The sequence below is a fragment of the Pseudomonas avellanae BPIC 631 genome, from assembly GCF_000444135.1.
Taxonomy (GTDB): domain Bacteria; phylum Pseudomonadota; class Gammaproteobacteria; order Pseudomonadales; family Pseudomonadaceae; genus Aquipseudomonas; species Aquipseudomonas avellanae.
In genome coordinates this window covers 1-20,679 of the sequence record NZ_ATDK01000228.1, presented here as the reverse complement: position 1 = coordinate 20,679, position 20,679 = coordinate 1, and the positions used below count along the sequence as shown (strand labels likewise).

General features: G+C 59.4%; 18 protein-coding genes and 2 pseudogenes. 16 read left to right on the top strand and 4 right to left on the bottom strand.

Features of this window, described 5'->3' with window-relative positions:
- Window positions 1–18 precede the first annotated feature (18 nt).
- The 16 genes and pseudogenes from DW49_RS0110800 (at window position 19) to DW49_RS0110725 (ending at window position 17,939) form a co-directional block, all read left to right on the top strand.
- Window positions 19–906 carry a type II secretion system F family protein gene (locus tag DW49_RS0110800; protein WP_005620699.1) on the top strand — a complete coding sequence of 296 codons (888 nt, stop codon included), beginning with the start codon at window positions 19–21 and terminating at the stop codon, window positions 904–906.
- Between the two features lies 1 nt (window position 907).
- Window positions 908–1,756: pseudogene (locus DW49_RS01000000128275) on the top strand (type II secretion system F family protein).
- A gap of 41 nt (window positions 1,757–1,797) precedes the next feature.
- Window positions 1,798–2,550: a tetratricopeptide repeat protein gene (locus DW49_RS0110790; protein WP_005620700.1), complete on the top strand. Its 753-nt coding sequence runs from the start codon at window positions 1,798–1,800 to the stop codon at window positions 2,548–2,550.
- Window positions 2,547–2,819 carry a DUF3613 domain-containing protein gene (locus DW49_RS0110785; RefSeq protein WP_005620701.1) on the top strand — a complete coding sequence of 91 codons (273 nt, stop codon included), beginning with the start codon at window positions 2,547–2,549 and terminating at the stop codon, window positions 2,817–2,819. Before DW49_RS0110790 ends, DW49_RS0110785 begins: the two co-directional genes overlap by 4 nt.
- Window positions 2,820–2,929: 110 nt before the next feature.
- A complete protein-coding gene (locus DW49_RS0110780) occupies window positions 2,930–4,714 on the top strand; it encodes a protein-disulfide reductase DsbD (RefSeq protein ID WP_005620704.1) in 1,785 nt (594 codons plus the stop codon).
- Between the two features lie 129 nt (window positions 4,715–4,843).
- Window positions 4,844–5,296: a type II 3-dehydroquinate dehydratase gene (gene aroQ / locus DW49_RS0110775; protein WP_005620705.1), complete on the top strand. Its 453-nt coding sequence runs from the start codon at window positions 4,844–4,846 to the stop codon at window positions 5,294–5,296.
- A gap of 76 nt (window positions 5,297–5,372) precedes the next feature.
- Window positions 5,373–5,828 (top strand): acetyl-CoA carboxylase biotin carboxyl carrier protein, encoded by a 456-nt coding sequence (gene accB / locus DW49_RS0110770; protein WP_003376479.1) that lies wholly within the window; start codon window positions 5,373–5,375, stop codon window positions 5,826–5,828.
- 17 nt (window positions 5,829–5,845) lie between these two features.
- Window positions 5,846–7,189 (top strand): acetyl-CoA carboxylase biotin carboxylase subunit, encoded by a 1,344-nt coding sequence (gene accC / locus DW49_RS0110765; protein WP_005620706.1) that lies wholly within the window; start codon window positions 5,846–5,848, stop codon window positions 7,187–7,189.
- A gap of 135 nt (window positions 7,190–7,324) precedes the next feature.
- Window positions 7,325–8,203, top strand: coding sequence for a 50S ribosomal protein L11 methyltransferase (gene prmA / locus DW49_RS0110760; RefSeq protein ID WP_005620708.1), 879 nt, complete (start codon window positions 7,325–7,327; stop codon window positions 8,201–8,203).
- 24 nt (window positions 8,204–8,227) lie between these two features.
- Entirely contained in the window at window positions 8,228–9,565 is a 1,338-nt protein-coding gene (locus tag DW49_RS0110755) for a DUF3426 domain-containing protein (RefSeq protein WP_005620710.1), read from the top strand.
- 316 nt (window positions 9,566–9,881) lie between these two features.
- Complete coding sequence (dusB, locus tag DW49_RS0110750; protein WP_005620711.1) at window positions 9,882–10,895, top strand: tRNA dihydrouridine synthase DusB; 1,014 nt, start codon at window positions 9,882–9,884, stop codon at window positions 10,893–10,895.
- A complete protein-coding gene (gene fis, locus DW49_RS0110745) occupies window positions 10,892–11,212 on the top strand; it encodes a DNA-binding transcriptional regulator Fis (protein WP_002555375.1) in 321 nt (106 codons plus the stop codon). Before dusB ends, fis begins: the two co-directional genes overlap by 4 nt.
- Before the next feature lie 82 nt (window positions 11,213–11,294).
- Window positions 11,295–12,899, top strand: a complete 1,605-nt coding sequence (gene purH, locus DW49_RS0110740; protein ID WP_024421238.1) for a bifunctional phosphoribosylaminoimidazolecarboxamide formyltransferase/IMP cyclohydrolase — start codon at window positions 11,295–11,297, stop codon at window positions 12,897–12,899.
- Between the two features lie 198 nt (window positions 12,900–13,097).
- On the top strand, window positions 13,098–14,393 hold the full coding sequence (gene purD, locus DW49_RS0110735) for a phosphoribosylamine--glycine ligase (protein WP_003376465.1): 1,296 nt from the start codon (window positions 13,098–13,100) through the stop codon (window positions 14,391–14,393).
- Window positions 14,394–14,480: 87 nt separating this feature from the next.
- Complete coding sequence (gene retS, locus DW49_RS0110730) at window positions 14,481–17,270, top strand: hybrid sensor histidine kinase/response regulator RetS (protein ID WP_005620717.1); 2,790 nt, start codon at window positions 14,481–14,483, stop codon at window positions 17,268–17,270.
- A gap of 72 nt (window positions 17,271–17,342) precedes the next feature.
- Window positions 17,343–17,939, top strand: a complete 597-nt coding sequence (locus DW49_RS0110725; RefSeq protein ID WP_003376461.1) for a MarC family protein — start codon at window positions 17,343–17,345, stop codon at window positions 17,937–17,939.
- Window positions 17,940–17,949: 10 nt separating this feature from the next.
- On the opposite strand, the gene DW49_RS0110720 is transcribed toward DW49_RS0110725, so the two are convergent.
- The 4 genes and pseudogenes from DW49_RS0110720 to DW49_RS0110705 all read right to left on the bottom strand — a co-directional run.
- Window positions 17,950–18,585, bottom strand: a complete 636-nt coding sequence (locus tag DW49_RS0110720; RefSeq protein WP_005620719.1) for a hypothetical protein — start codon at window positions 18,583–18,585, stop codon at window positions 17,950–17,952.
- A 35-nt stretch (window positions 18,586–18,620) separates the two neighbouring features.
- A pseudogene (locus tag DW49_RS01000000128270) lies at window positions 18,621–19,255 on the bottom strand (hypothetical protein).
- Window positions 19,248–19,946 (bottom strand): hypothetical protein, encoded by a 699-nt coding sequence (locus DW49_RS0110710; protein ID WP_005620721.1) that lies wholly within the window; start codon window positions 19,944–19,946, stop codon window positions 19,248–19,250. Before DW49_RS0110710 ends, DW49_RS01000000128270 begins: the two are co-directional and overlap by 8 nt.
- 58 nt (window positions 19,947–20,004) lie before the next feature.
- A partial coding sequence (locus tag DW49_RS0110705) for a hypothetical protein (RefSeq protein ID WP_024421237.1) occupies window positions 20,005–20,679 on the bottom strand: 675 nt, incomplete at its 5' end.

Genomic DNA, 20,679 nt, shown 5'->3' with positions numbered 1-20,679 from the left:
CCCGGTCAAGGAGGCAGCATGCATGCATCCGTGGTGCTTGGCCTGATTTCAGTCGTGTTGCTGATGGTGTCCGTTCGCATGTTCTATCTGGCGCTCAATCAGGGAGCCAGTGAGCGGGTCAGGCAGCGCCTGACGGCCGGGCACGTGCAGCCGGCGGCGGCCGAAAAGGCCGGATGGTCGTACCTGGACCGGGCCTTTCTGCGCGCCGGGCTGGGCAAGGCGACTGAACGCACGGGCCTGGCGTTGACGCTCTATGCGCTATTGATCGTGCTGGGTTACTGGCTGGGCGGCGGGCTCGGCGCGGTCAGCATGCTGCTGGCCGTCCCATTGGTGGTGCGGGTATTTGTTTCATGGCGCTATGAAAGGCGCGTGCGCCGCATGATCCAGCAATTGCCACAGTTGCTCGATCACACCGTGCGCAGCCTCAAGTCTGGCAGAACCCTGGCCGATGCGGTGCTGCACGGTATCGAGGCGATGGACCAGCCACTCAAGGACGGCATGAGCCGCATCGAACTCAATGTGCAACTGGGCGTCAGCCTGCCAGATGCCGTCAGGGATTTTGCCGAATTGTACGAGCGCGACGAGTTTCACCTGTTTGCCCTGGGCCTGCGGGTCAACCATCGATATGGCGGCAACGCCAGCGAACTGATGGAGAACCTTATCAAGCTGATTCGTGACAGAGAGCAGGCCGGTCGCCAATTGCGCGCCATGACCGGTGAAACCCGCATGACGGCCATCGTCTTGGGGTTACTGCCGGTGAGCATGGCCGGCTACTTCCTGGCGGTGAACCCCGATTACCTGCTGCACATGTGGAACGATGGCAGCGGGCAAATCATGTTGAGCATGGCGTTTGGCCTGCAAATGCTGGGCTGCCTGATGCTGTGGCGCATGCTGAGGAGAATCTGAAATGGAACTGGTATTGGGCACGTTCATGTTCGCTGCTGCGGTCTTTCTGTTGCTGTCCGGCATGGCTCGCCAGCGCCGCAACGAACGCCTGGTGGCACAACGGCTGAGGGGACAGGTGGTTCGTGAAAGCCGCATCGGTCAGCGCAGCATTAGTTTGGACTCGGAAACCCAGGTGCTGTTGAACCGCATCGGCTGGCGCCGTGCCACCAAACGCTCGCTGTTTGCCGCGTGCCAGGTGGGTGTGCCCATCGCCCTGATGAGCATGGTCATTCTGGCCCAAGTGCTGTTTTTCAAGGAGATCGAGCAACCTTTCATCGCACCGATATTCGCGCTGGGCATTGGCTATCTGCTGCCCAAGCGGGTGCTGGCCGCCGCCGCTTAACGCCGCCAGAAACAAGTGGTGGTGGAAATCTCCACTTTTATCCCGCTGCTCCGCATCCTGTTCGAGTCGGGCATGGCAGTGGAGCAGGCGTTGCGGGTGCTGAGCAATGAAGGCAAAGACCTGCTGCCGGTGCTGTCCGATGAGATTCGCGTGGTATTGACCCGTGTCGACTCCGGCCTGGAGCTGGGCGAAGAACTGCGCAAAACCGCCGCCCTGCTGGCCGTAGACGAGCTGAGCGACACCTGCGTAATCCTCAACCAGCTCATCCATCAAGGCGGCGGCGCATTGAAGTCCCTGCTGACGCTCAAGCAACTGATCGACGACCGACGCCTTACCCGCCTGCAGGAGTACATTTCCAAACTGTCGGCCAAAATGTCGGTGGTGATGATGGTGTTTCTGTTCCCCGCACTGCTGATCGTACTGGCAGGCCCCGGCTTTATTGCTATAAGTCGGGCGCTGGGCAGTTAGCGCCTCTATACATACGCCTGATACAAGGAAGACAACGGCTGATGAAAGCAGCAATCGCACTACTCGGATTCCTCATGCTCGGCGGGTGTGCCGGCGACGGTCGCACGCTCTGGCCGCAGACCTCGGCCCAGCCCGGCCAATGCCCGAAGCTGACCTCGGATCAGGAGTTCTCCCTGAACCTGGCGCAGAACATGGCCGATGAAGGCCGCTTGCATGCCAGCCTCGCCAACCTTGAAGGCATGCCGGACAGCCTCGGCGAGGTGCGCTTGCGCAAGGCTCGGGTATTACGGCTGTTGGGCAGTCATGAAGCCGAACCGCTGTACCGCAGCCTGCTGGGCACCTGTCGGGCCGCCGAGGGCGAGCATGGTCTTGGGCAACTGGCCGCGGCGCGGGGCGACAATGCACTGGCGCAGAAACACTTGCTCACCGCCAGCAAGCTGGAACCCACCGACGAAAAGATTCGCAACGATTTAGGCGTCGTCTATCTCAACCAATTGAAGCTGGAACAAGCGCGGTTTCAGTTTCTGACGGCCATGGAACTCAAACCGTCCGATTCGCTGGCGGCCGTCAATCTGGCCACGCTGCTGATTTATCAGAACAACTGGACACAAGCCGCCGAGCTGGCCACCCGCGCCGGGCTGACACCGGAGCAGATCACCGACGCCCAGGCGCGCGCCGCAAAAATCGGCAAGTCACAGGTCACACCACTGGCGTCTGTCGAGCGGGTGGTGCCGCTGCTTGACGCACCACTGCCTGAACAGACAGATCGTCAGTCAACCGGAGTACGACCATGAAAAGCATGATAATCGGCGGCATGGTCATGCTGCTGGTCGCCAGCGACGCCTGGGCCGATGGCGACCAGCCGCCTGTGGCCAGAGCAAAACTGACCGAAACCTGGCTGCAACTGCAAGCCAGCGGCAAGGCTGCGTCGCCAACGCCGCAGAGCAACACGCCACTTGAACGGGACTTGAGCCTGCAACGCTGGCTTGAAACCTACCAGTACAAAATCCCCGAGCATTACGAACAGGAGGCTGGCGGCAGCTTTTCATCGAAAGGCAAGTAGTGCGCGCGGACTTTTCTGACATCACCTGACACCGTATCTTACAAACCTCATCTCAGCAGGCGGCGAAGCACTCCGTTATCATGCGCAGACCTTCGAGACTCGAGACTGCCATGCGCCGCTTGCTCTGCCTGATGTTACTGATCCTTGCACTGCCTGCCTCCGCGGCCGGCCTGCTGGACAGCCGCCCGTCACCTACGCTGGGTGGCGGCACGCTAGATAACAGCAAGGACTTCCTGCCGGTTCGTCAGGCCTTTCAGTTGAGCCTGATCGAAACCACGCCAGAGTCGATCAAACTGCGTCTGGTCGCCACCGATGGTTATTACCTGTATCGCCATCGCTTTCAGTTCCGCACCGAGCCTGCCGACATTGGCCTGGGCCAAGCGCAATTGCCCAAGGGCGAGCAGAAACACGATGAGTACTTTGGCGACGTCGAGGTCTATCACGGCATTCTCGACATCGACCTGCCACGCAAACCCGGCGAGCAACGCCCCTTTACGCTTGTAGTCACTTATCAAGGTTGCGCCGACAAAGGCCTGTGCTACCCACCGGAAACCGAGCGACTGAGCATCGGCGACGTGACTGGCAGTTCGCCCGAAGCACTCGCAGCACCCGTTTCCGCCTCCTCCTGGAGCTGGAAAGAAATCGCTTTGTTTTTCCTCGCAGGCATAGGCCTGACCTTCACGCCGTGTGTACTGCCGATGCTGCCGATTCTGTCCGGCGTAGTGCTGCGCGGCAAGGTCGGCGGCCTGCGCGGCCTGAGCCTGTCACTGGCTTACGTACTGCCAATGGCGGCCTGTTTTGCCTTGCTCGGTGCGCTGATGGGTATGTTTGGTGCGAGCCTCAATCTGCAGGCACGTCTGCAATCAGCGTGGGTACTCGTGCCGTTTTCGGCGTTCTTCGTAATCTTTGCCATCGCCATGTTCGGCGCTTTCGAGCTGCGCCTGCCGCAGTCAATCAGCTCGCGCCTGGACCGCATTGCCGGCAAGACCGAGGGCGGGTCGCTGTGGGGCGCGGCAGTGTTGGGAGTGGTGTCCAGCCTGCTGGTCTCGCCCTGTGTTTCCGCGCCGCTGGCCGGTGCGCTGCTGTATATCAGCGCAAGTGGTGATGCGGTCGGCGGTGGGTTGAAACTGTTTGCGCTGGGCCTGGGCATGGGCGCGCCGTTGCTGTTGATCGCAACTGGCGGTGCCACCTGGCTGCCGAAAAGCGGGCCTTGGCTGGTCACGGTGAAAAATGCGATCGGTGTGCTGTTGCTGGCACTGGCCATCGGCTTGCTGAGCCGCGTCCTGCCCGGGCAAATCACCCTGCTGCTGGTTGGCCTGCTGTCTGCAGGTGTTGCGCTGTTTTTGGGCGCACTGGAGTTCACTGAAAAGACCACTCGGCAAAAGCTCGCTCAATTGCTCGGTCTAGCTCTGCTGGTCTACGCGCTGGCCAGTTGGTATGGCGCGCTGTCCGGGCAAACCGACCCGATGCGCCCGCTGGGCCGCGAGTACGCTACAGCAACCAACGGCGCAGTCGCACCGAACTCGACACAGTGGCAGACCATCACCACCTCGGCCGAACTGGACCGTGTGATGCAGGAAGCACAAAGCGCTGGCAAGCCGTTGCTGCTCGACTGGTACGCCGACTGGTGCATCAGTTGCAAGGTCATCGAACACGAAGTTCTGCCAGATCCGGGCGTTGTCGCCAGACTGGCGGGCTACAGCCTCATTCGTTTCGACATGACCGACAGCAACGCAGAGCAACGCGCCTTGCTCGATCGCTACAAGCTGTTCGGCCCTCCCGCGCTGCTGTTTTTCGCTAAAAACGGCGAAGAGCTCCAAAATGTGCGGGTTGTCGGCGAAATCGACGCCGCAGGGCTAATTGAACGCCTGAATAGAGCAAATGACCAAAACTAAACCGTGAGTCATAAACTTTGCGCGAATATCGCTCATCGTGCTGGCTACTGTTGTTAACTGGACAGTCCATTGCCCTTCCGGCATAGTCGCCGGGCGTAAACCGCTCGCAGACAATAAAAGGAACACGCAATGGCGACTATCCTGGTCCTTCACGGGCCCAACCTGAACCTGCTGGGCACTCGGGAACCCGGGGTCTACGGCACCATCACCCTGCCCCAGATCAATCAGGACCTTGAGCTGCGCGCGCGCGATGCCGGTCACCATCTGATGCACCTGCAAAGCAATGCCGAATATGAATTGATCGACCGCATTCATGCCGCTCGCGGCGAAGGTGTCGACTTTATTTTGATCAATCCGGCTGCTTTTACGCACACAAGCGTTGCAATACGTGACGCGCTGATGGGAGTGAGCATCCCATTCATCGAAGTGCATTTATCAAACGTGCACAAACGCGAACCTTTCCGCCATCACTCCTACTTTTCAGACGTCGCTGTGGGAGTGATCTGTGGCCTGGGTGCCAGTGGATACCGACTGGCCCTGGAAGCCGCCCTGGAACAACTGGCCGCCAGTGCCAAGCCATGACGAGTCCAGCCTGAAGCTGACCATATGGCTTGAGCCGGCCGACAAATTGCCCTTACAGAACCTTGGGAGTTGATTAATGGATATTCGCAAAGTCAAGAAGCTGATCGAATTGCTGGAAGAGTCCGGCATCGACGAGCTGGAAATTCGTGAAGGCGAAGAATCCGTACGGATCAGCCGTCACAGCAAGACCCCGGCGCAGCCTTACTACGCGCCCGCTCCGGTTGCAGCGCCGGTCGCCGCACCAGCCCCTGCCGCCGCCCCGGCTGCGCCAGAAGCGCCGTCGGCACCGAAACTGAACGGTTTCGTGGTCAAGTCGCCAATGGTCGGTACGTTCTACCGCACCCCGGCACCTACTTCGCCTGCATTCGTCGAAGTCGGCCAGACCGTCAAGAAAGGCGACACCATCTGCATCGTCGAAGCGATGAAAATGATGAACCACATCCAGGCAGAAGCCAGCGGTGTTATCGAATCCATCCTGGTAGAAAACGGTCAGCCGGTTGAGTTTGACCAGCCGCTGTTCACTATCGTTTGAACCGGGGAGAGCCTGCGATGTTGGAAAAAGTTCTGATCGCCAACCGCGGCGAAATTGCCTTGCGCATCCTGCGTGCCTGTAAAGAACTGGGCATCAAGACCGTCGCTGTACACTCCACGGCAGATCGCGAGTTGATGCACCTGGGCCTGGCGGACGAAACCGTCTGCATCGGTCCGGCCCCGGCTAACCTGTCCTACCTGAACATTCCGGCGATCATCTCGGCCGCTGAAGTGACAGGCGCCACGGCCATTCACCCTGGCTACGGTTTCCTTGCGGAAAACGCCGATTTCGCCGAACAGGTCGAAAAATCCGGCTTTGCCTTCATCGGCCCGAAAGCAGACACCATCCGCCTGATGGGCGACAAGGTTTCTGCCAAGGACGCCATGAAGCTGGCCAACGTGCCAACCGTTCCGGGCTCCGACGGCCCGCTGCCGGAAGACGAGACAATCGCGCTGCGCATCGGTCGCGAAGTCGGTTACCCGGTGATCATCAAGGCCGCCGGTGGCGGTGGTGGTCGCGGCATGCGTGTGGTGCATCGCGAAGAAGACCTGATCGAAGCCGCTGCCCAGACCCGTGCAGAAGCTGCGGCCTGGTTCAGCAACCCGATGGTCTATCTGGAAAAATACCTGACCAACCCGCGCCACGTGGAAGTTCAGGTCATTTCCGATGGCCAGGGCCAGGCGATCCATCTGGGCGACCGCGACTGCTCGCTGCAGCGCCGTCACCAGAAGGTTCTGGAAGAAGCTCCGGCACCGTTCATCGACGAACAGGCGCGTGCCGATGTACTGGCAGCCTGCGTCAAGGCGTGTATCGATATCGGTTATCGCGGTGCGGGTACTTTCGAGTTCCTGTACGAGAACGGCCGTTTCTACTTCATCGAAATGAACACCCGTGTTCAGGTGGAGCACCCGGTTTCCGAGATGGTCACCGGTATCGACATCGTCAAGGAGATGCTCAGCATCGCCGCCGGCAACAAACTGTCGTACACCCAGGATGACGTGGTCATCACCGGGCATGCGCTGGAATGCCGGATCAACGCCGAAGACCCGAAAACCTTCGTGCCAAGCCCAGGCCTGGTCAAGCACTTCCATGCACCAGGCGGCAACGGCGTACGGGTCGATTCGCACCTTTACAGCGGCTACAAGGTTCCGTCGAACTATGACTCGCTGATCGGAAAAGTGATCACCTGGGGCGCAACCCGCGAAGAAGCCATGGCACGCATGCGTAATGCCCTGGACGAAATCGTGGTTGACGGGATCAAGACCAACATCCCGTTGCACCGTGATCTGACCCGCGATGAAGGCTTCTGCGAAGGCGGCGTCAACATCCACTACCTGGAACACAAACTGGCCAATCAATAAGTCAGCGTGTTTCAGAACGACAAAGCCGCAGAGATGCGGCTTTGTTGTTTGCAGCGCATAGCAGTAAACTTGCCCGCTTCCTGCGGCACATCAGCTGTAAAGCCGTACTTATTTCCAAATCGAAGGTAATCCGCCATGCCTTGGCTGCAAGTCCGTCTCGCCATCAGCCCAGAACAAGCCGAAACCTACGAAGATGCGCTTCTTGAAGTCGGTGCCGTGTCCGTCACGTTCATGGACGCCGAAGACCAGCCGATTTTCGAGCCCGAACTCAACACCACGCCGCTGTGGACGCACACTCACCTGCTGGCACTGTTCGAAGCCGACACCAATGCCGGGCTGGCACTGGCGCACCTGAGCCTGCTGACCGGCGCAGAACTGCCCGAGCACAGCGCCGAAGTCATCGAAGACCAGGACTGGGAACGCAGCTGGATGGATAACTTCCAGCCCATGTGTTTCGGCCAGCGCCTGTGGATCGTACCAAGCTGGCACGCAGCGCCGCAACCGGACGCCGTAAACCTGCTTCTTGATCCAGGCCTTGCCTTCGGCACCGGGACGCACCCGACCACCGCGCTGTGCCTCGAATGGCTGGATGGCCAGGACCTCAAAGGCTGCAATGTGCTGGATTTCGGCTGCGGCTCGGGCATTCTGGCCATCGCCGCACTGTTGTTGGGTGCCGAGCAGGCGGTTGGCACCGACATTGACGTGCAGGCGCTGGAAGCCTCACGCGACAACGCCGGGCGCAACAACATCGCCGCCGAACGCTTCCCGCTGTACCTGCCCGAAGACCTGCCCCCTCAGCAGGCCGACGTGCTGGTCGCCAACATTCTGGCCGGCCCGCTGGTGTCTCTGGCACCGCAACTGGCAACACTGGTCAAGACCGGCGGTCGCCTGGCGCTGTCGGGCATCCTTGCCGAACAGGGCGAAGACGTTGCCGCCGCCTACGCTGAAAGCTTTGACCTGGACCCGATCGCAAACCGAGATGGCTGGGTACGCATCACGGGGCGCCGCCGTTAACCGCCGCTTCAACCGGACAGCCGCATGACCGACAGCTTCGTCACCCAGTGCCCGCACTGCCAAACCAGTTTCAGAGTCAGTCACGCTCAATTGAGCGTGGCCCGTGGCGTGGTGCGTTGCGGAGCCTGCCTGCAGGTGTTCAACGCCGCCCGGCAATTGCTGGAGCAGCGCGCCATCGACGACTCCGAAAAGGTCGCGCTCGCTGCTGCGCCGGTCATCATTGAGCAGCCCCTGCCAGAACCCCGACTGGAGCCTGAGCCAACGCTGGCACCAGAGCTGACACCCAAGCCGATATCAGAGCCGGGCAAGGCGCCCGAGGACGATGACCCCTGGCAGGTCAGCGAGATGGACCTGGACAACCTGAACCTGGACGAAGAACTGGCCCGCCTCGAACAGCGCGAGACACGGCGTCCTGACACCTTCACAAGCCCGGCCAGTGACATCGGCAACGGCAACGTGAGCCTGACCGCCAAACGTGACACCCGCCAGGCCGACGAAGCGGCATGGGTCGACACCGTGCACAACGATGATGTCGAGCATCTGCCCGAACTGCACGCCGAGGTCATTGACCACACCGATGCAAGCGAAGATCCGGAACCCCTGTCGGACAACGACCGGACCGAGCCTTCCCTGTCACTGGATAAACACCTGGACGATGACGAGCCCAGAGCCCCTGTCGTCATCCAGCGCAAGGCGTTGCCTGCCGAGAAAGCCGAGCGCTGGTCAGCAGTGGACGACGATGATGAAGATCACGACGACCACGAGCCCGAGCCGGAACAGCGCGGCAAGCGCAGCCGCAGCGAGCCGGCAGTGCCTGATCAGACGCTACTGGACCTGACCGACGACCCTCTGCAACTGGACTGGCAACGGCCCAAACCGCGCTGGGGCCGACGCTTTGCATGGGGCTTGCTGATTTTGCTGGCATTGGCCGGCCTGGCCGGTCAGTACGTCTGGTATCACTTCGATCAACTGGCGCGTCAGGACCAGTACCGACCATGGTTCCAGCAGATCTGCCCGCAAGTGGGCTGCAAAGTACCGAGCAAGGTCGACATCTCCCAACTCAAGAGCAGCAATCTGGTGGTGCGCAGCCACCCCGAGTTTCAAGGGGCGCTGGTGGTCGACGCGATCATCTACAACCGCGCTCCGTTTTCGCAGCCATTTCCGCTGCTGGAGCTGCGATTTTCCGATACCGGTGGTCAGTTGATTGCCAGTCGTCGCTTCAAGCCGAGCGAATACCTGAGTGGCGAAATGGCCGGCAAGGAAGAGATGCCACCGCAGACGCCGATCCATATTGCGCTGGATATCCTTGATCCAGGTGCCAAAGCCGTAAATTATAGCCTCAACTTCCGCTCTCCGGAATGAGCGCCTGACGGCATTCCCGCAGGCTCAGGCCGGGCCTGAACTGCGCCTTTTGCTGATAGAACGCAGCACGTTCACAGAAGTTCAATCACAAAACATGCTGTAATCGCGGGCTGAACGGGCCGCAATCAACTGTTCAGATTTTATCCAATTCAGCCTTTATCCAGTCATCGAGAGCGGGTATCATGCCAACCCTTTTTCGAACTCTCGGTTCGCTCTGACAGTGGCGCAAGCGGCTGGCAGAACGGGCCGTTGCAGACCGGGTGAAACAGTTTTTACATGGCCTGCGGATGATTTGGCCTCCACAACAGGTAAGGCTATGTCGGCAGTACGCATCGGCCCGTATACAGTGCACAACGGCTTGATCCTCGCCCCGATGGCGGGCGTCACCGACCAGCCTTTCCGTCAGCTGTGCCGACAACTCGGTGCTGGCCTGGTGGTGTCGGAAATGGTCACCAGTGACATGAGCCTGTGGAACAGCCGCAAATCGCGTCTGCGCATGATCCACGCAGGTGATCCCGAGCCCCGCTCGGTACAGATCGCCGGTGGTGACGCGCAGATGATGGCAGACGCCGCACGTGCCAATGTCGAACTGGGTGCCCAGATCATCGACATCAACATGGGCTGCCCGGCCAAGAAGGTCTGTAACAAGGCGGCAGGTTCGGCGCTGCTGAAAGACGAGCAACTGGTCAACGACATCCTGCAGGCCGTGGTGGCTGCGGTCGATGTGCCGGTCACGCTGAAGATCCGCACCGGCTGGGACCGCGACAACCGTAACGGCCTGACCGTGGCGAAAATCGCCGAGCAGGCGGGCATTCGGGCACTGGCGGTACACGGGCGAACCCGTGCCGACCTTTACACCGGCGAGGCCGAGTACGACACCATTGCCATGATCAAACAGGCAGTGTCGATCCCGGTCTTTGCCAATGGCGACATCGATTCACCCGAAAAAGCCCGGCACGTGCTACAGGCCACCGGCGCAGACGGATTACTGATTGGCAGGGCCGCCCAGGGGCGTCCCTGGATTTTTCGCGAGATAGAACACTACCTGCTTACCGGAGAAATACTCCCGGCCCTGCAGTCGAGTGAAGTGGAACGAATTCTGCTTGAGCATCTGGCAGCGCTTCACGTTTTCTATGGCGACGTGATGGGCGTGCGTATTGCACGCAAACACGTCGGTTGGTATCTCGCAACCCTGCCGGGGGCCAGAGAGTTTCGCGCCCTCTTCAATCGTTTGGAAGATACGGAAGCACAGTGCGCCAACGTTCGGGAGTTCTTCAGCCAAGGCTGCAAGGGCCTGGATAACCAGAATGATAAAGAGGTGGCCGCATGACGATGATGACCGAGACTTTAGTGAGTGGAACAACACCCGTGAGCGACAACGTCAATTTGAAACAGCACCTCAACACGCCGAGCGAAGAGGGTCAGACCCTGCGCGGAAGTGTCGAGAAGGCGCTGCACAATTATTTCGCCCACCTCGAAGGCGCATCCGTCACTGACGTCTACAACCTGGTGTTGTCGGAAGTCGAGGCTCCGCTTCTGGAAAGCGTGATGAACTACGTCAAGGGCAACCAGACGAAAGCTTCCGAACTGCTGGGGCTCAATCGCGGCACACTGCGCAAGAAACTCAAACAGTACGATCTGCTTTAAAGCATTCAAAACAGAAAAGGCGACCTTTTGCACCGCGGTCGCTTTTTTTTGCAGACCTCTTTTGCTTTTGATGGAAATCGAGATGACCGACCAGACTACCCGCCTGCCGATCCGCCGCGCCCTGATCAGCGTATCCGACAAGACCGGAATCCTTGAATTTGCCCGCGAGCTGGAAGCGCTGGGCGTCGAGATCCTTTCCACTGGCGGTACGTTCAAGCTGCTCCAGGACAACGGCGTTGCGTCAGTCGAAGTGGCCGATTACACCGGCTTCGCAGAAATGATGGACGGCCGGGTCAAGACCCTGCACCCCAAGATCCACGGTGGCATTCTGGGCCGTCGTGGCATCGACGACGCCATCATGAACGAACACGGCATCAAGCCGATCGATCTGGTCGCCGTCAATCTGTACCCTTTTGAAGCCACTGTTTCCAAGCCGGGCTGCGACCTGCCTACCGCCATCGAAAACATCGATATCGGCGGCCCGACCATGGTCCGTTCCGCTGCAAAGAACCATAAAGATGTCGCCATCGTGGTCAACGCCAGCGATTACGGCCAGGTACTGGAAAGCCTCAAGGCAGGCGGCCTGACCTACGCACAGCGCTTCGACCTGATGCTCAAGGCGTTCGAGCACACCGCCGCCTACGACGGCATGATCGCCAACTACCTGGGCGGCGTCGACCAGACGGCCGACACCCTGAGCACCGAAGGCCGCAGTCAGTTCCCACGCACCTTCAACACCCAGTTCGTCAAGGCCCAGGAAATGCGCTACGGCGAGAACCCGCACCAGAGCGCGGCGTTTTACGTTGAAGCCAAACCTGCCGAAGTCGGTATCGCCACCGCCACCCAGTTGCAAGGCAAGGAGCTGTCGTTCAACAACGTGGCCGACACCGATGCCGCGCTGGAATGCGTCAAGAGCTTCGTCAAGCCGGCCTGCGTGATCGTCAAGCACGCCAACCCGTGCGGCGTTGCAGTCTGCCCGGACGACGAAGGCGGCATTCGTCAGGCTTACGAGCTGGCCTACGCCACTGACTCCGAGTCGGCGTTTGGCGGCATCATCGCCTTCAACCGCGAGTTGGACGCTGCAACGGCCAAGGCCATCGTCGAGCGTCAGTTCGTCGAAGTGATCATCGCACCAAGCGTCAGCGCCGAAGCCCGCAGCATCATTGCCAGCAAAGCCAACGTGCGCCTGCTGACCAGCGGCCGGTGGAGCGAGCGCCTGCCGGCCTGGGACTACAAACGCGTCAACGGCGGCCTGCTGGTGCAGAGCCGCGATATCGGCATGATCACCTCGGCCGACCTCAGGGTCGTCACCCAGCGTGCACCGACCGAACACGAAATGCACGACCTGATCTTCGCCTGGAAAGTCGCCAAGTACGTCAAGTCCAACGCCATCGTCTACGCCCGCAACCGCCAGACCATCGGCGTCGGCGCAGGCCAGATGAGCCGTGTGAACTCGGCACGCATCGCCGCCATCAAGGCCGAGCATGCAGGCTTGCAGGTGCAGGGCGCGGTCATGGCCTCCGACGCATTCTTCCCGTTCCGTGATGGCATCGACAACGCGGCCAAGGTCGGCATCAGCGCCGTCATCCAGCCAGGCGGCTCGATGCGCGACAACGAAGTGATTGCCGCGGCAGATGAAGCCGGCATTGCGATGGTTTTCACCGGCATGCGCCACTTCAGGCACTAATCAGAAAAACGGCCGCACTGTCGCAGGCGTCTGCTGCGTTGGATGGGGCTCCGCTGATGCTCATTGCCAGAAGGCAACTCCGCTCAGCGAAGCCCCATCCGCCTTGCATACACCTACGCCATTACGACCTCGTATTGCGGTATTGATCTTTTCAGACACACCGCGTACTCCAGAATCAGCGTCATCGAGGTTTTTGAAATGAATGTTTTGATCATTGGCAGTGGCGGTCGTGAACACGCCCTGGCATGGAAAGTCGCTCAGGACCCACGCGTGCAAAAGGTGTTTGTCGCACCGGGCAACGCAGGCACGGCGATCGAGGCCAAATGCGAGAACGTGGCCATCGACGTTCTGGCGCTGGAGCAACTGGCGGACTTCGCCGAAAAGAACGTTTCGCTGACCATCGTCGGCCCGGAAGTACCTTTGGTTGCAGGCGTCGTGGACCTGTTCCGCAGCCGTGGCCTGGATTGCTTCGGCCCCACCGCTGGTGCCGCGCAGCTTGAAGGCTCCAAGGCTTTCACCAAAGATTTCCTGGCACGCCACAAGATCCCGACCGCCGACTATCAGAACTTCACCGAGATCGAGCCTGCACTGGCTTATCTGCGTGAGAAAGGCGCCCCGATCGTTATCAAGGCCGACGGCCTGGCAGCGGGCAAAGGCGTGATCGTCGCCATGACCCTGACCGAAGCTGAAGACGCAGTGCGCGACATGCTGGCAGGCAACGCCTTTGGCGAAGCCGGCTCGCGCGTGGTGATCGAAGAGTTTCTGGATGGCGAAGAAGCCAGCTTCATCGTCATGGTCGATGGCAAAAATGTATTGCCAATGGCCACCAGCCAGGATCACAAACGCGTCGGCGACGGCGACAGCGGGCCGAACACCGGCGGCATGGGTGCCTACTCCCCGGCCCCGGTGGTCACCGCCGAAGTTCATCAGCGTGTCATGGACCTGGTGATCTGGCCGACCGTCCGCGGCATGGCCGATGAAGGCAACGTCTATACTGGCTTTCTCTACGCGGGTTTGATGATCGACAAAGCCGGCAACCCGAAAGTCATCGAGTTCAATTGCCGCTTTGGCGATCCGGAAACCCAACCGGTCATGCTGCGTCTGCAATCGAGCCTGGTGCTGCTGATCGAAGCGGCCCTGGCGCAGGCGCTGGACAAGGTCGAAGCACAATGGGATCCGCGTCCGAGCCTGGGTATCGTTCTGGCGGCCGGTGGTTATCCGGGTGATTACGCCAAAGGCGCAGTCATCGAGGGTCTTGATGCGGCTGCGCAGCTGGAAGGCAAAGTCTTTCATGCTGGCACCACCTTGCAGGATGACCGTGTCGTGACCAGCGGCGGTCGTGTACTGTGTGCCACAGCCTTGGGTGACAGTGTCGGCAGCGCGCAGAAAAACGCTTACGCCCTGGCTGCCAAGGTTGATTGGCAAGGTTGTTTCTACCGCACGGACATCGGCTATCGCGCCATTGCCCGTGAGCGTGGCGAAGACCAGGAATAAACCACCAGGCCAGCCTCTGTTGTGCGGCTGGCCGGTTGACCCGGTATTCGCGATTTACCAGGCATTCACTCACGAAGGGATTTCATAGTGCGCTGGCTCAGGATTGCCATAGCCTCAACGGTCGGACTGCTGACCCTGCTGTTCATGCTTTCGGCTCAGGCCGAGCACGGGGCTGGCTGGTCGACGCTGCTCGACGAAAAGGCAAGCCTGTCGCTGGATGAAATCCGTTCGGCGCGTTATCAGAATCAATTCAGCCCTATCGAACTTGAACGCGTCGCCGCTGCGGAGCGCGACAGCGCGGTATGGCTGCATTACAGATTGCATCCCAACCAGCATGAGCAACTGGTGCGTATCTTTGCCCCAGACCTTGCCAGCGCCGACATGTACGTCATGGATGGCGATCAACAGATCGATCATCTGCGCACCGGCAACGCTGTGCCCACAGAAGATCAGCGCCTGCCCTCCAATGATTTTCTGCTGCCGATCCCGCAAAGCGCGGCCTCTCTGGACATCTACCTGAGGCTCGTCTCGTCCCAGAAAATGCGCCCCAGCATTACTCTTGAGCCCGCCATACAAAGCGCTGCCGACGAGACTGAACCGTTTCTGTTCGGCCTGCTTTTTGGTGCGCTGGCGATGCTGATCGTGCAGAACCTGACCCGCTACGCGCACACACGCTCGCGCAGCAATCTGTGGCTGGCGGCCTGCGAATCACTGCTCGGGCTCAGCGCCCTGCTGCTGCTCAATCTGCTTCGCCCTATAGATCCGTGGCACATCGCCCAAACACCCAGCGCGCATGTTGCGTTACTGCTGGCCGCCGTCGCCGGCCTGATCTACACCTATTGTTTCTTCGTGCACCGCAACGCCCGCACACTGGATCGCCTGCTACTGGGCAACGCAGTGCTCATGGGCATTGGCGCACTGCTGGTGGTGTTCGACGAGAAGCTGCCGATCAACGCGCTGACCTTCGTTCTAGTGTCTTTGACTACATTGAGTATCCTTGCGGTATCGATGTGGCACTGGCAGAAAGGCTATCGTTCGGCACGCCTGTTCGTTCTCGGCATGATCACCTTCAACATCGGCTATATGGTGGTATTGCCGGGTCTGCTGTGGCTGAGTCTGGTGCCGCCGCAATGGCTGATACTCGCGTTGCTCTGCGTCTTCTGCATCAGCGGCCTGCTGATGAGCCTGGCACTCAGCGAACGTTATCGCAACATTACCGAAGACCGTTTCAGCGTCAGCCGGGATCAGGCAGCCAGTACCGCCGAAATCAACGCCAAAGCCGAATTCCTGGCCAAGATCAGCCACGAGATCCGCACCCCCATGAACGGTGTCCTGGGCATGACCGAGCTGCTGCTCGGCACGCCGTTGTCGGTCAAGCAGCGCGACTATGTGCAGACCATTCACAGTGCCGGCAACGAACTGCTGACGCTGATCAACGAGATCCTGGACATCACCAAGCTCGAATCAGGGCAGATCGAACTGGACGACGTACAGTTCGATATCAGTGCGCTGGTCGAAGACTGCCTGAATATCTTCCGCGCCAAGGCCGAGCAACAACAGGTCGAACTGATCAGCCAGATCCAGCCCCAAGTGCCACGCGTGATCAGCGGCGACCCTACTCGTCTGCGCCAGACGCTGCTGAGCCTGCTGGAAAATGCCCTGAAAAAGACCGACGAAGGCGAAATTCTGCTCGGCGTTGCGCTTGAGTCTTCCAAGAGCGGAAAGCCGCGCTTGCGCATTTCGGTTCAGGACAGCGGCGAATCGCTCTCCGACGAAGAGCGCGACGAGCTGCTTCACGCCGAACTGCACAGCAGAAACTTTTTGGCCAGCAGCAGGCTTGGCGGCCATCTGGGGCTGGTCATCGCCCGCCAGTTGATCATATTGATGGACGGCGAATTCGGTATCCAGAACAGTGGCACGCCGGGTAATACGCTGTGGCTAAACCTGCCGCTGGACGCAAAGCTGCTTGAACAGCCGACCATCGACCTGGACAGCCCGCTTAAAGATGCCCGCGTGCTGGTGGTCGATGACAACGACACCTGCCGCAAAGTGCTCGTCCAGCAGTGCAGCGCCTGGGGCTTGAATGTCAGCGCCGTGGCATCGGGCAAGGAAGCGCTGGCGCTGCTCAGGACCAAGGCGCACCTGCGCGACTACTTCGATGTGGTCCTGCTCGACCAGAACATGCCCGGCATGACCGGCATGCAGCTGGCCGCCAAGATCAAGGAAGACCCCAGCCTTAATCACGACATTCTGTTGATCATGCTCACGGGCATCAGCAATGCGCCCACCAAGATCATTGCTCGTAACTCGGGCATCAAACGGATTCTGGCCAAACCGGTGGCGGGCTATACGCTCAAGACCACGCTGGCAGATGAGCTGACCCAACTGAACAAAGGTGTTGTTTCAACCAAACCCGGCCCGGTCATGTCCCCGCCGGTCAGCGTGCCCGGTGACTTCCGCATTCTGGTGGCCGAAGACAACAGCATTTCGACCAAAGTGATTCGCGGCATGCTAGGTAAGCTCAATCTGAACCCGGACACTGCCAGCAATGGTGAAGAAGCGCTGCGCGCCATGAAAGCGCAGCGTTATGACCTGGTGCTGATGGACTGCGAAATGCCCATACTCGACGGTTTCTCGGCTACCGAGCAACTGCGTGCCTGGGAAGTCGGCAACCAGCGGGTACGCACGCCGGTCGTGGCCCTGACCGCGCATATTCTCACCGAGCACAAGGACCGCGCACGGCAGGCAGGAATGGACGGTCACATGGCCAAACCCATCGAGCTGTCGCAACTGCGCGAGCTGGTCGAACATTGGGTTGCGCACCGTGACAAGGCTCGCGGGCCGACGTCGGTCAGTGAGCAATACCTGCGAAAATGAGCGTACCGCGAAAGCCGTACAAGGGCCTGATAGACTGGCGATGCCATCCACCTGCTGCTGTGAGTCGAAGCCATGCTTCACGTGTTGTTCAGCGTTTATCTGAAGATGCTGGTGCTTTACAGCCCGTTTTTCGTTCTTTCCTGCTTCATCAGCCTGACCCGTGGTCATTCGCGCAAGGAACAGCGCCGTCTGGCCTGGAAAGTGGCGCTGGCAACGCTGGTGTCCAGTGTGCTGCTGTATCTGTTCGGCAGGTTCATTTTCGATATTTTCGGGATCACTGTGGATGCGTTCAGGATCGGCGCCGGCAGCGTGCTGTTCATTTCGGCACTGGGCATGGCGCAGGGCAAGTCTGCGGTCCAGACCGATAACGTCCAGCAGGATGTCACCATCGTCCCGCTGACCATCCCGCTGACCGTAGGCCCCGGTACCATCGGCGCACTGCTGGTCATGGGCGTCAGCCAGCCGCACTGGGACGACAAGCTCACGGCCATCCTGAGTATCGCCCTGGCCAGCCTGACAGTCGGGGTAGTGCTTTATCTCGCCAACCGTATCGAACGGATTCTCGGTGATCAGGGCCTGCAGATTGTCAGTCGCCTGATGGGATTGTTTGTCTGCGCGCTGGCCGCGCAGATCATTTTTACCGGCGTCAGAGGTTATCTGCTGCCCTGACCGGCCTTAGCTAGATAGACGCAGCACGTATCATGCTTAGTGCTTTACCATCCAGGTAACGCGCCACGCTGTCTCGATGGGCCGCATAGATATTTCTGTCAAAGGTGTAACTGCCGCCCTTGAAGTGGAACAGCAGCCTTCGCGTACCCGGGGCGTAGTCGTCGACACTCAGATGCAGACTGCACAGCAACAGAAGAGTCCGGTTCGGCTCATACTTTTCACAGGGTACAACCTGAAAACTGCCTAGACGGCCTTGATCGAAACCGTTTTGAAAATAAAACTCTGCCGCCTTATTCACACCCATCGCACTAAAGGCACGTTGCATCATGCCGCCAAGACGCTCGCGATCCGCAGAGTTGCTGACTTTGAAGGTTGCCTGCAACAAATCGTCAACATTGCTCACAACCAGCGAGTCCCCCAGAATCACTCCTTTTTGCTGCATGCCCCGCGCCTTGAGCCGGCTGCGGTAGTAATGCATCCAACTGCTCCACTGCGTCTTGAAATCGAACTGTTTGCCGGCGAACAATTGCGCATCCAGCAGCACGTCCTGAAGGTCGGTGCGTTCTTCGCTCGATAACCCCGGAAGAAACGCCACCATACTGGGGATATTGCCCAGATAAGCGGCGTTATCTGTGTCTGTACTCATTTTTGTTGCTCCTTCCATGGGCACCTGATCACTCGTTACAAACCGATGATTTCGGCTGTAGCGCGATCAGACAGGGTGTCCTGAACCGTCTGGCGAAACGGTTCAAAGCGCTGGCGATTGAAGCGGAACGCCGTACCGACGGTGTGCACCTGCATTTCCCCTCCCAGTATTTGCCAGAAGTGAGCGCGGGCCTGAGTGCCAGGGTTTTCATCTGCATACTGCACAGCATGATCGTTGCCTCATCTTCGCTTTGCATCGCACAGGGGATGATCTGAAAGCTTTCAAAGCGACCCGAAACAAACCAGTTATTGAAAAAGGCCTGCGCATGTTCGCTGGCCAGAAGGCTGTCGAGAGAGTGCAGGTACAACCGGCGAAGCTCAACGGAGTTGCTGACCACTGGAAGCCGCAGCTTGCCGATATCCCTGAAACGGTGGATCTTTAACCGTGCCTCTTCAATCCGTGACTCAGGCCGCCCCCCCGTGCTAGAAATTGTTCGCTGATAGACATCCAGCCACGAACGCCAGGCCTGGCCCGGGGAATGGAGATCATCTGCAACAAGCCGGGCGTATTGCAGACAGTCCAGAATGTCCTGTCGCAAAGCTGGGGGAACGTTATGGGTGAAGGACATAAGATTATCGCCAGACAACATACTTTCATCACGCTCAGACATCGGAAACCTCTTCCAATGTGTCGATCAGACCGGCACGTCTGGTTGCCAACGCCGAGCTGATCTTGTCGCGAGAATGTAGATACACAAGATCCATCAGCTGCAGGGAGTAGACCGTCAGGCTGATGTTGCCAACCATATTTGCAGGCTCAAGAACGTCGAACAGAAAGCCGTCGCTCAGCGGCTGGCGGGTGACAAAATGCAACTGTACCAGCGTCAGGTTATGCTGCTCGTCGACAAAACCCGTTTGCACAGCCACGACGGTCTGCGCGCGTCCGGCCTGATCCTCTTCATGCTCAAGCGCCTGGCTGGCCAGCAATCGAATCGCCGGTTTTCCGTAAGGCTGTGCGCAAGCCTTGCGCAACGTTTGCTCTGCGTGGTCAAGCGCCGCGGGTGTGACCGACACGGCAAGCGCTCGACGGATAACGCTCCATATTGTCTCGGCAGCGTCTGCCTTCAACGGCTCACTGACATGCTCTTTGGCTTTCAGCATCCAGCCAAAACTCATGGCCGCAGCCAGCCAGGTTTCATTCCATTTATCGAGGCTGGTAAATTTCGGGTGTTTCTTCGATGCGGCCAACTGCACATACAGCATCGAGTCCATGACATCGCTGTGAGCGGTCGCATGACCCTGCTCAGGAAAAAACAGCAGACAACCCGCGTTGACCACCCCGGCATTCAGTTTCTGCTTCATGGGGAAATTCCTTTTATCCCGGCAGCGGAGACGACACGCGTCTCCGCTAACAATCCGTTCAGATCTCGAACGCGTCGATTGCACTCTTGGCGCTGTCGCCCAGTCTTTGCTGAATCAATTCGCGATGGCGTGCATACAGGCCGGTGTTGAGCACCAGATTGTTCTCGCCCTTCCAGGTTTCGACGTTGGTGTCCTGCCATTCCCAGAACAGAACATTGGTGACTTCGCTGTCGGTCTGAAAGGTGACTGCGCCCATGGCCAGATTGACGGTGCCGTCTTCCGACTCGATGCAGGAGGCGATGCGAAAACTTCCGCCACGGTGCGCTTTGGTCTGGCTCTCGAACAGGCGCAGCGGCTCTTTTTTGGCACTTAGAGCGGCAACGGCATCAGCCGCGACCTTGAGCATCAACAGCGAGGCGGGGCCTGGTAATGCCGCAGCGGCGATGGCCGAACCGAGAATCTCGAGACCGACTTCGTCCATGGTGAAACGTTGCTGGGCAGCGCTGTACCGCGAGTAGTTCCAGTGGGTGGACAGCCAGCCAATCCTGGAGAGCACTTCATTGAATTTGTCGTACCACTGATCGCCCTCGGTTTCGGCGTTGAACGCCTTGTTGGCGACCAGGGTAGCGAACAGAAAGGAGTCCATGACGTCGTCCTTGCTCAGTCGCGACACGCCCTCGGCAAAGGCGATCAGACCGCCTGCCACTACGGCGGCCAAAAAAAAAAAAAAAAA

Bases quoted from the DNA above. Each gene is read 5' to 3' on its own strand.
- DW49_RS0110800 (WP_005620699.1), top strand. From the start codon at position 19: ATGCATGCATCCGTGGTGCTTGGCCTGATTTCAGTCGTGTTGCTGATG.
- DW49_RS0110790 (WP_005620700.1), top strand. From the start codon at position 1,798: ATGAAAGCAGCAATCGCACTACTCGGATTCCTCATGCTCGGCGGGTGT.
- DW49_RS0110785 (WP_005620701.1), top strand. From the start codon at position 2,547: ATGAAAAGCATGATAATCGGCGGCATGGTCATGCTGCTGGTCGCCAGC.
- DW49_RS0110780 (WP_005620704.1), top strand. From the start codon at position 2,930: ATGCGCCGCTTGCTCTGCCTGATGTTACTGATCCTTGCACTGCCTGCC.
- aroQ (WP_005620705.1), top strand. From the start codon at position 4,844: ATGGCGACTATCCTGGTCCTTCACGGGCCCAACCTGAACCTGCTGGGC.
- accB (WP_003376479.1), top strand. From the start codon at position 5,373: ATGGATATTCGCAAAGTCAAGAAGCTGATCGAATTGCTGGAAGAGTCC.
- accC (WP_005620706.1), top strand. From the start codon at position 5,846: ATGTTGGAAAAAGTTCTGATCGCCAACCGCGGCGAAATTGCCTTGCGC.
- prmA (WP_005620708.1), top strand. From the start codon at position 7,325: ATGCCTTGGCTGCAAGTCCGTCTCGCCATCAGCCCAGAACAAGCCGAA.
- DW49_RS0110755 (WP_005620710.1), top strand. From the start codon at position 8,228: ATGACCGACAGCTTCGTCACCCAGTGCCCGCACTGCCAAACCAGTTTC.
- dusB (WP_005620711.1), top strand. From the start codon at position 9,882: ATGTCGGCAGTACGCATCGGCCCGTATACAGTGCACAACGGCTTGATC.
- fis (WP_002555375.1), top strand. From the start codon at position 10,892: ATGACGATGATGACCGAGACTTTAGTGAGTGGAACAACACCCGTGAGC.
- purH (WP_024421238.1), top strand. From the start codon at position 11,295: ATGACCGACCAGACTACCCGCCTGCCGATCCGCCGCGCCCTGATCAGC.
- purD (WP_003376465.1), top strand. From the start codon at position 13,098: ATGAATGTTTTGATCATTGGCAGTGGCGGTCGTGAACACGCCCTGGCA.
- DW49_RS0110725 (WP_003376461.1), top strand. From the start codon at position 17,343: ATGCTTCACGTGTTGTTCAGCGTTTATCTGAAGATGCTGGTGCTTTAC.
- DW49_RS0110720 (WP_005620719.1), bottom strand. From the start codon at position 18,585: ATGAGTACAGACACAGATAACGCCGCTTATCTGGGCAATATCCCCAGT.
- DW49_RS0110710 (WP_005620721.1), bottom strand. From the start codon at position 19,946: ATGAAGCAGAAACTGAATGCCGGGGTGGTCAACGCGGGTTGTCTGCTG.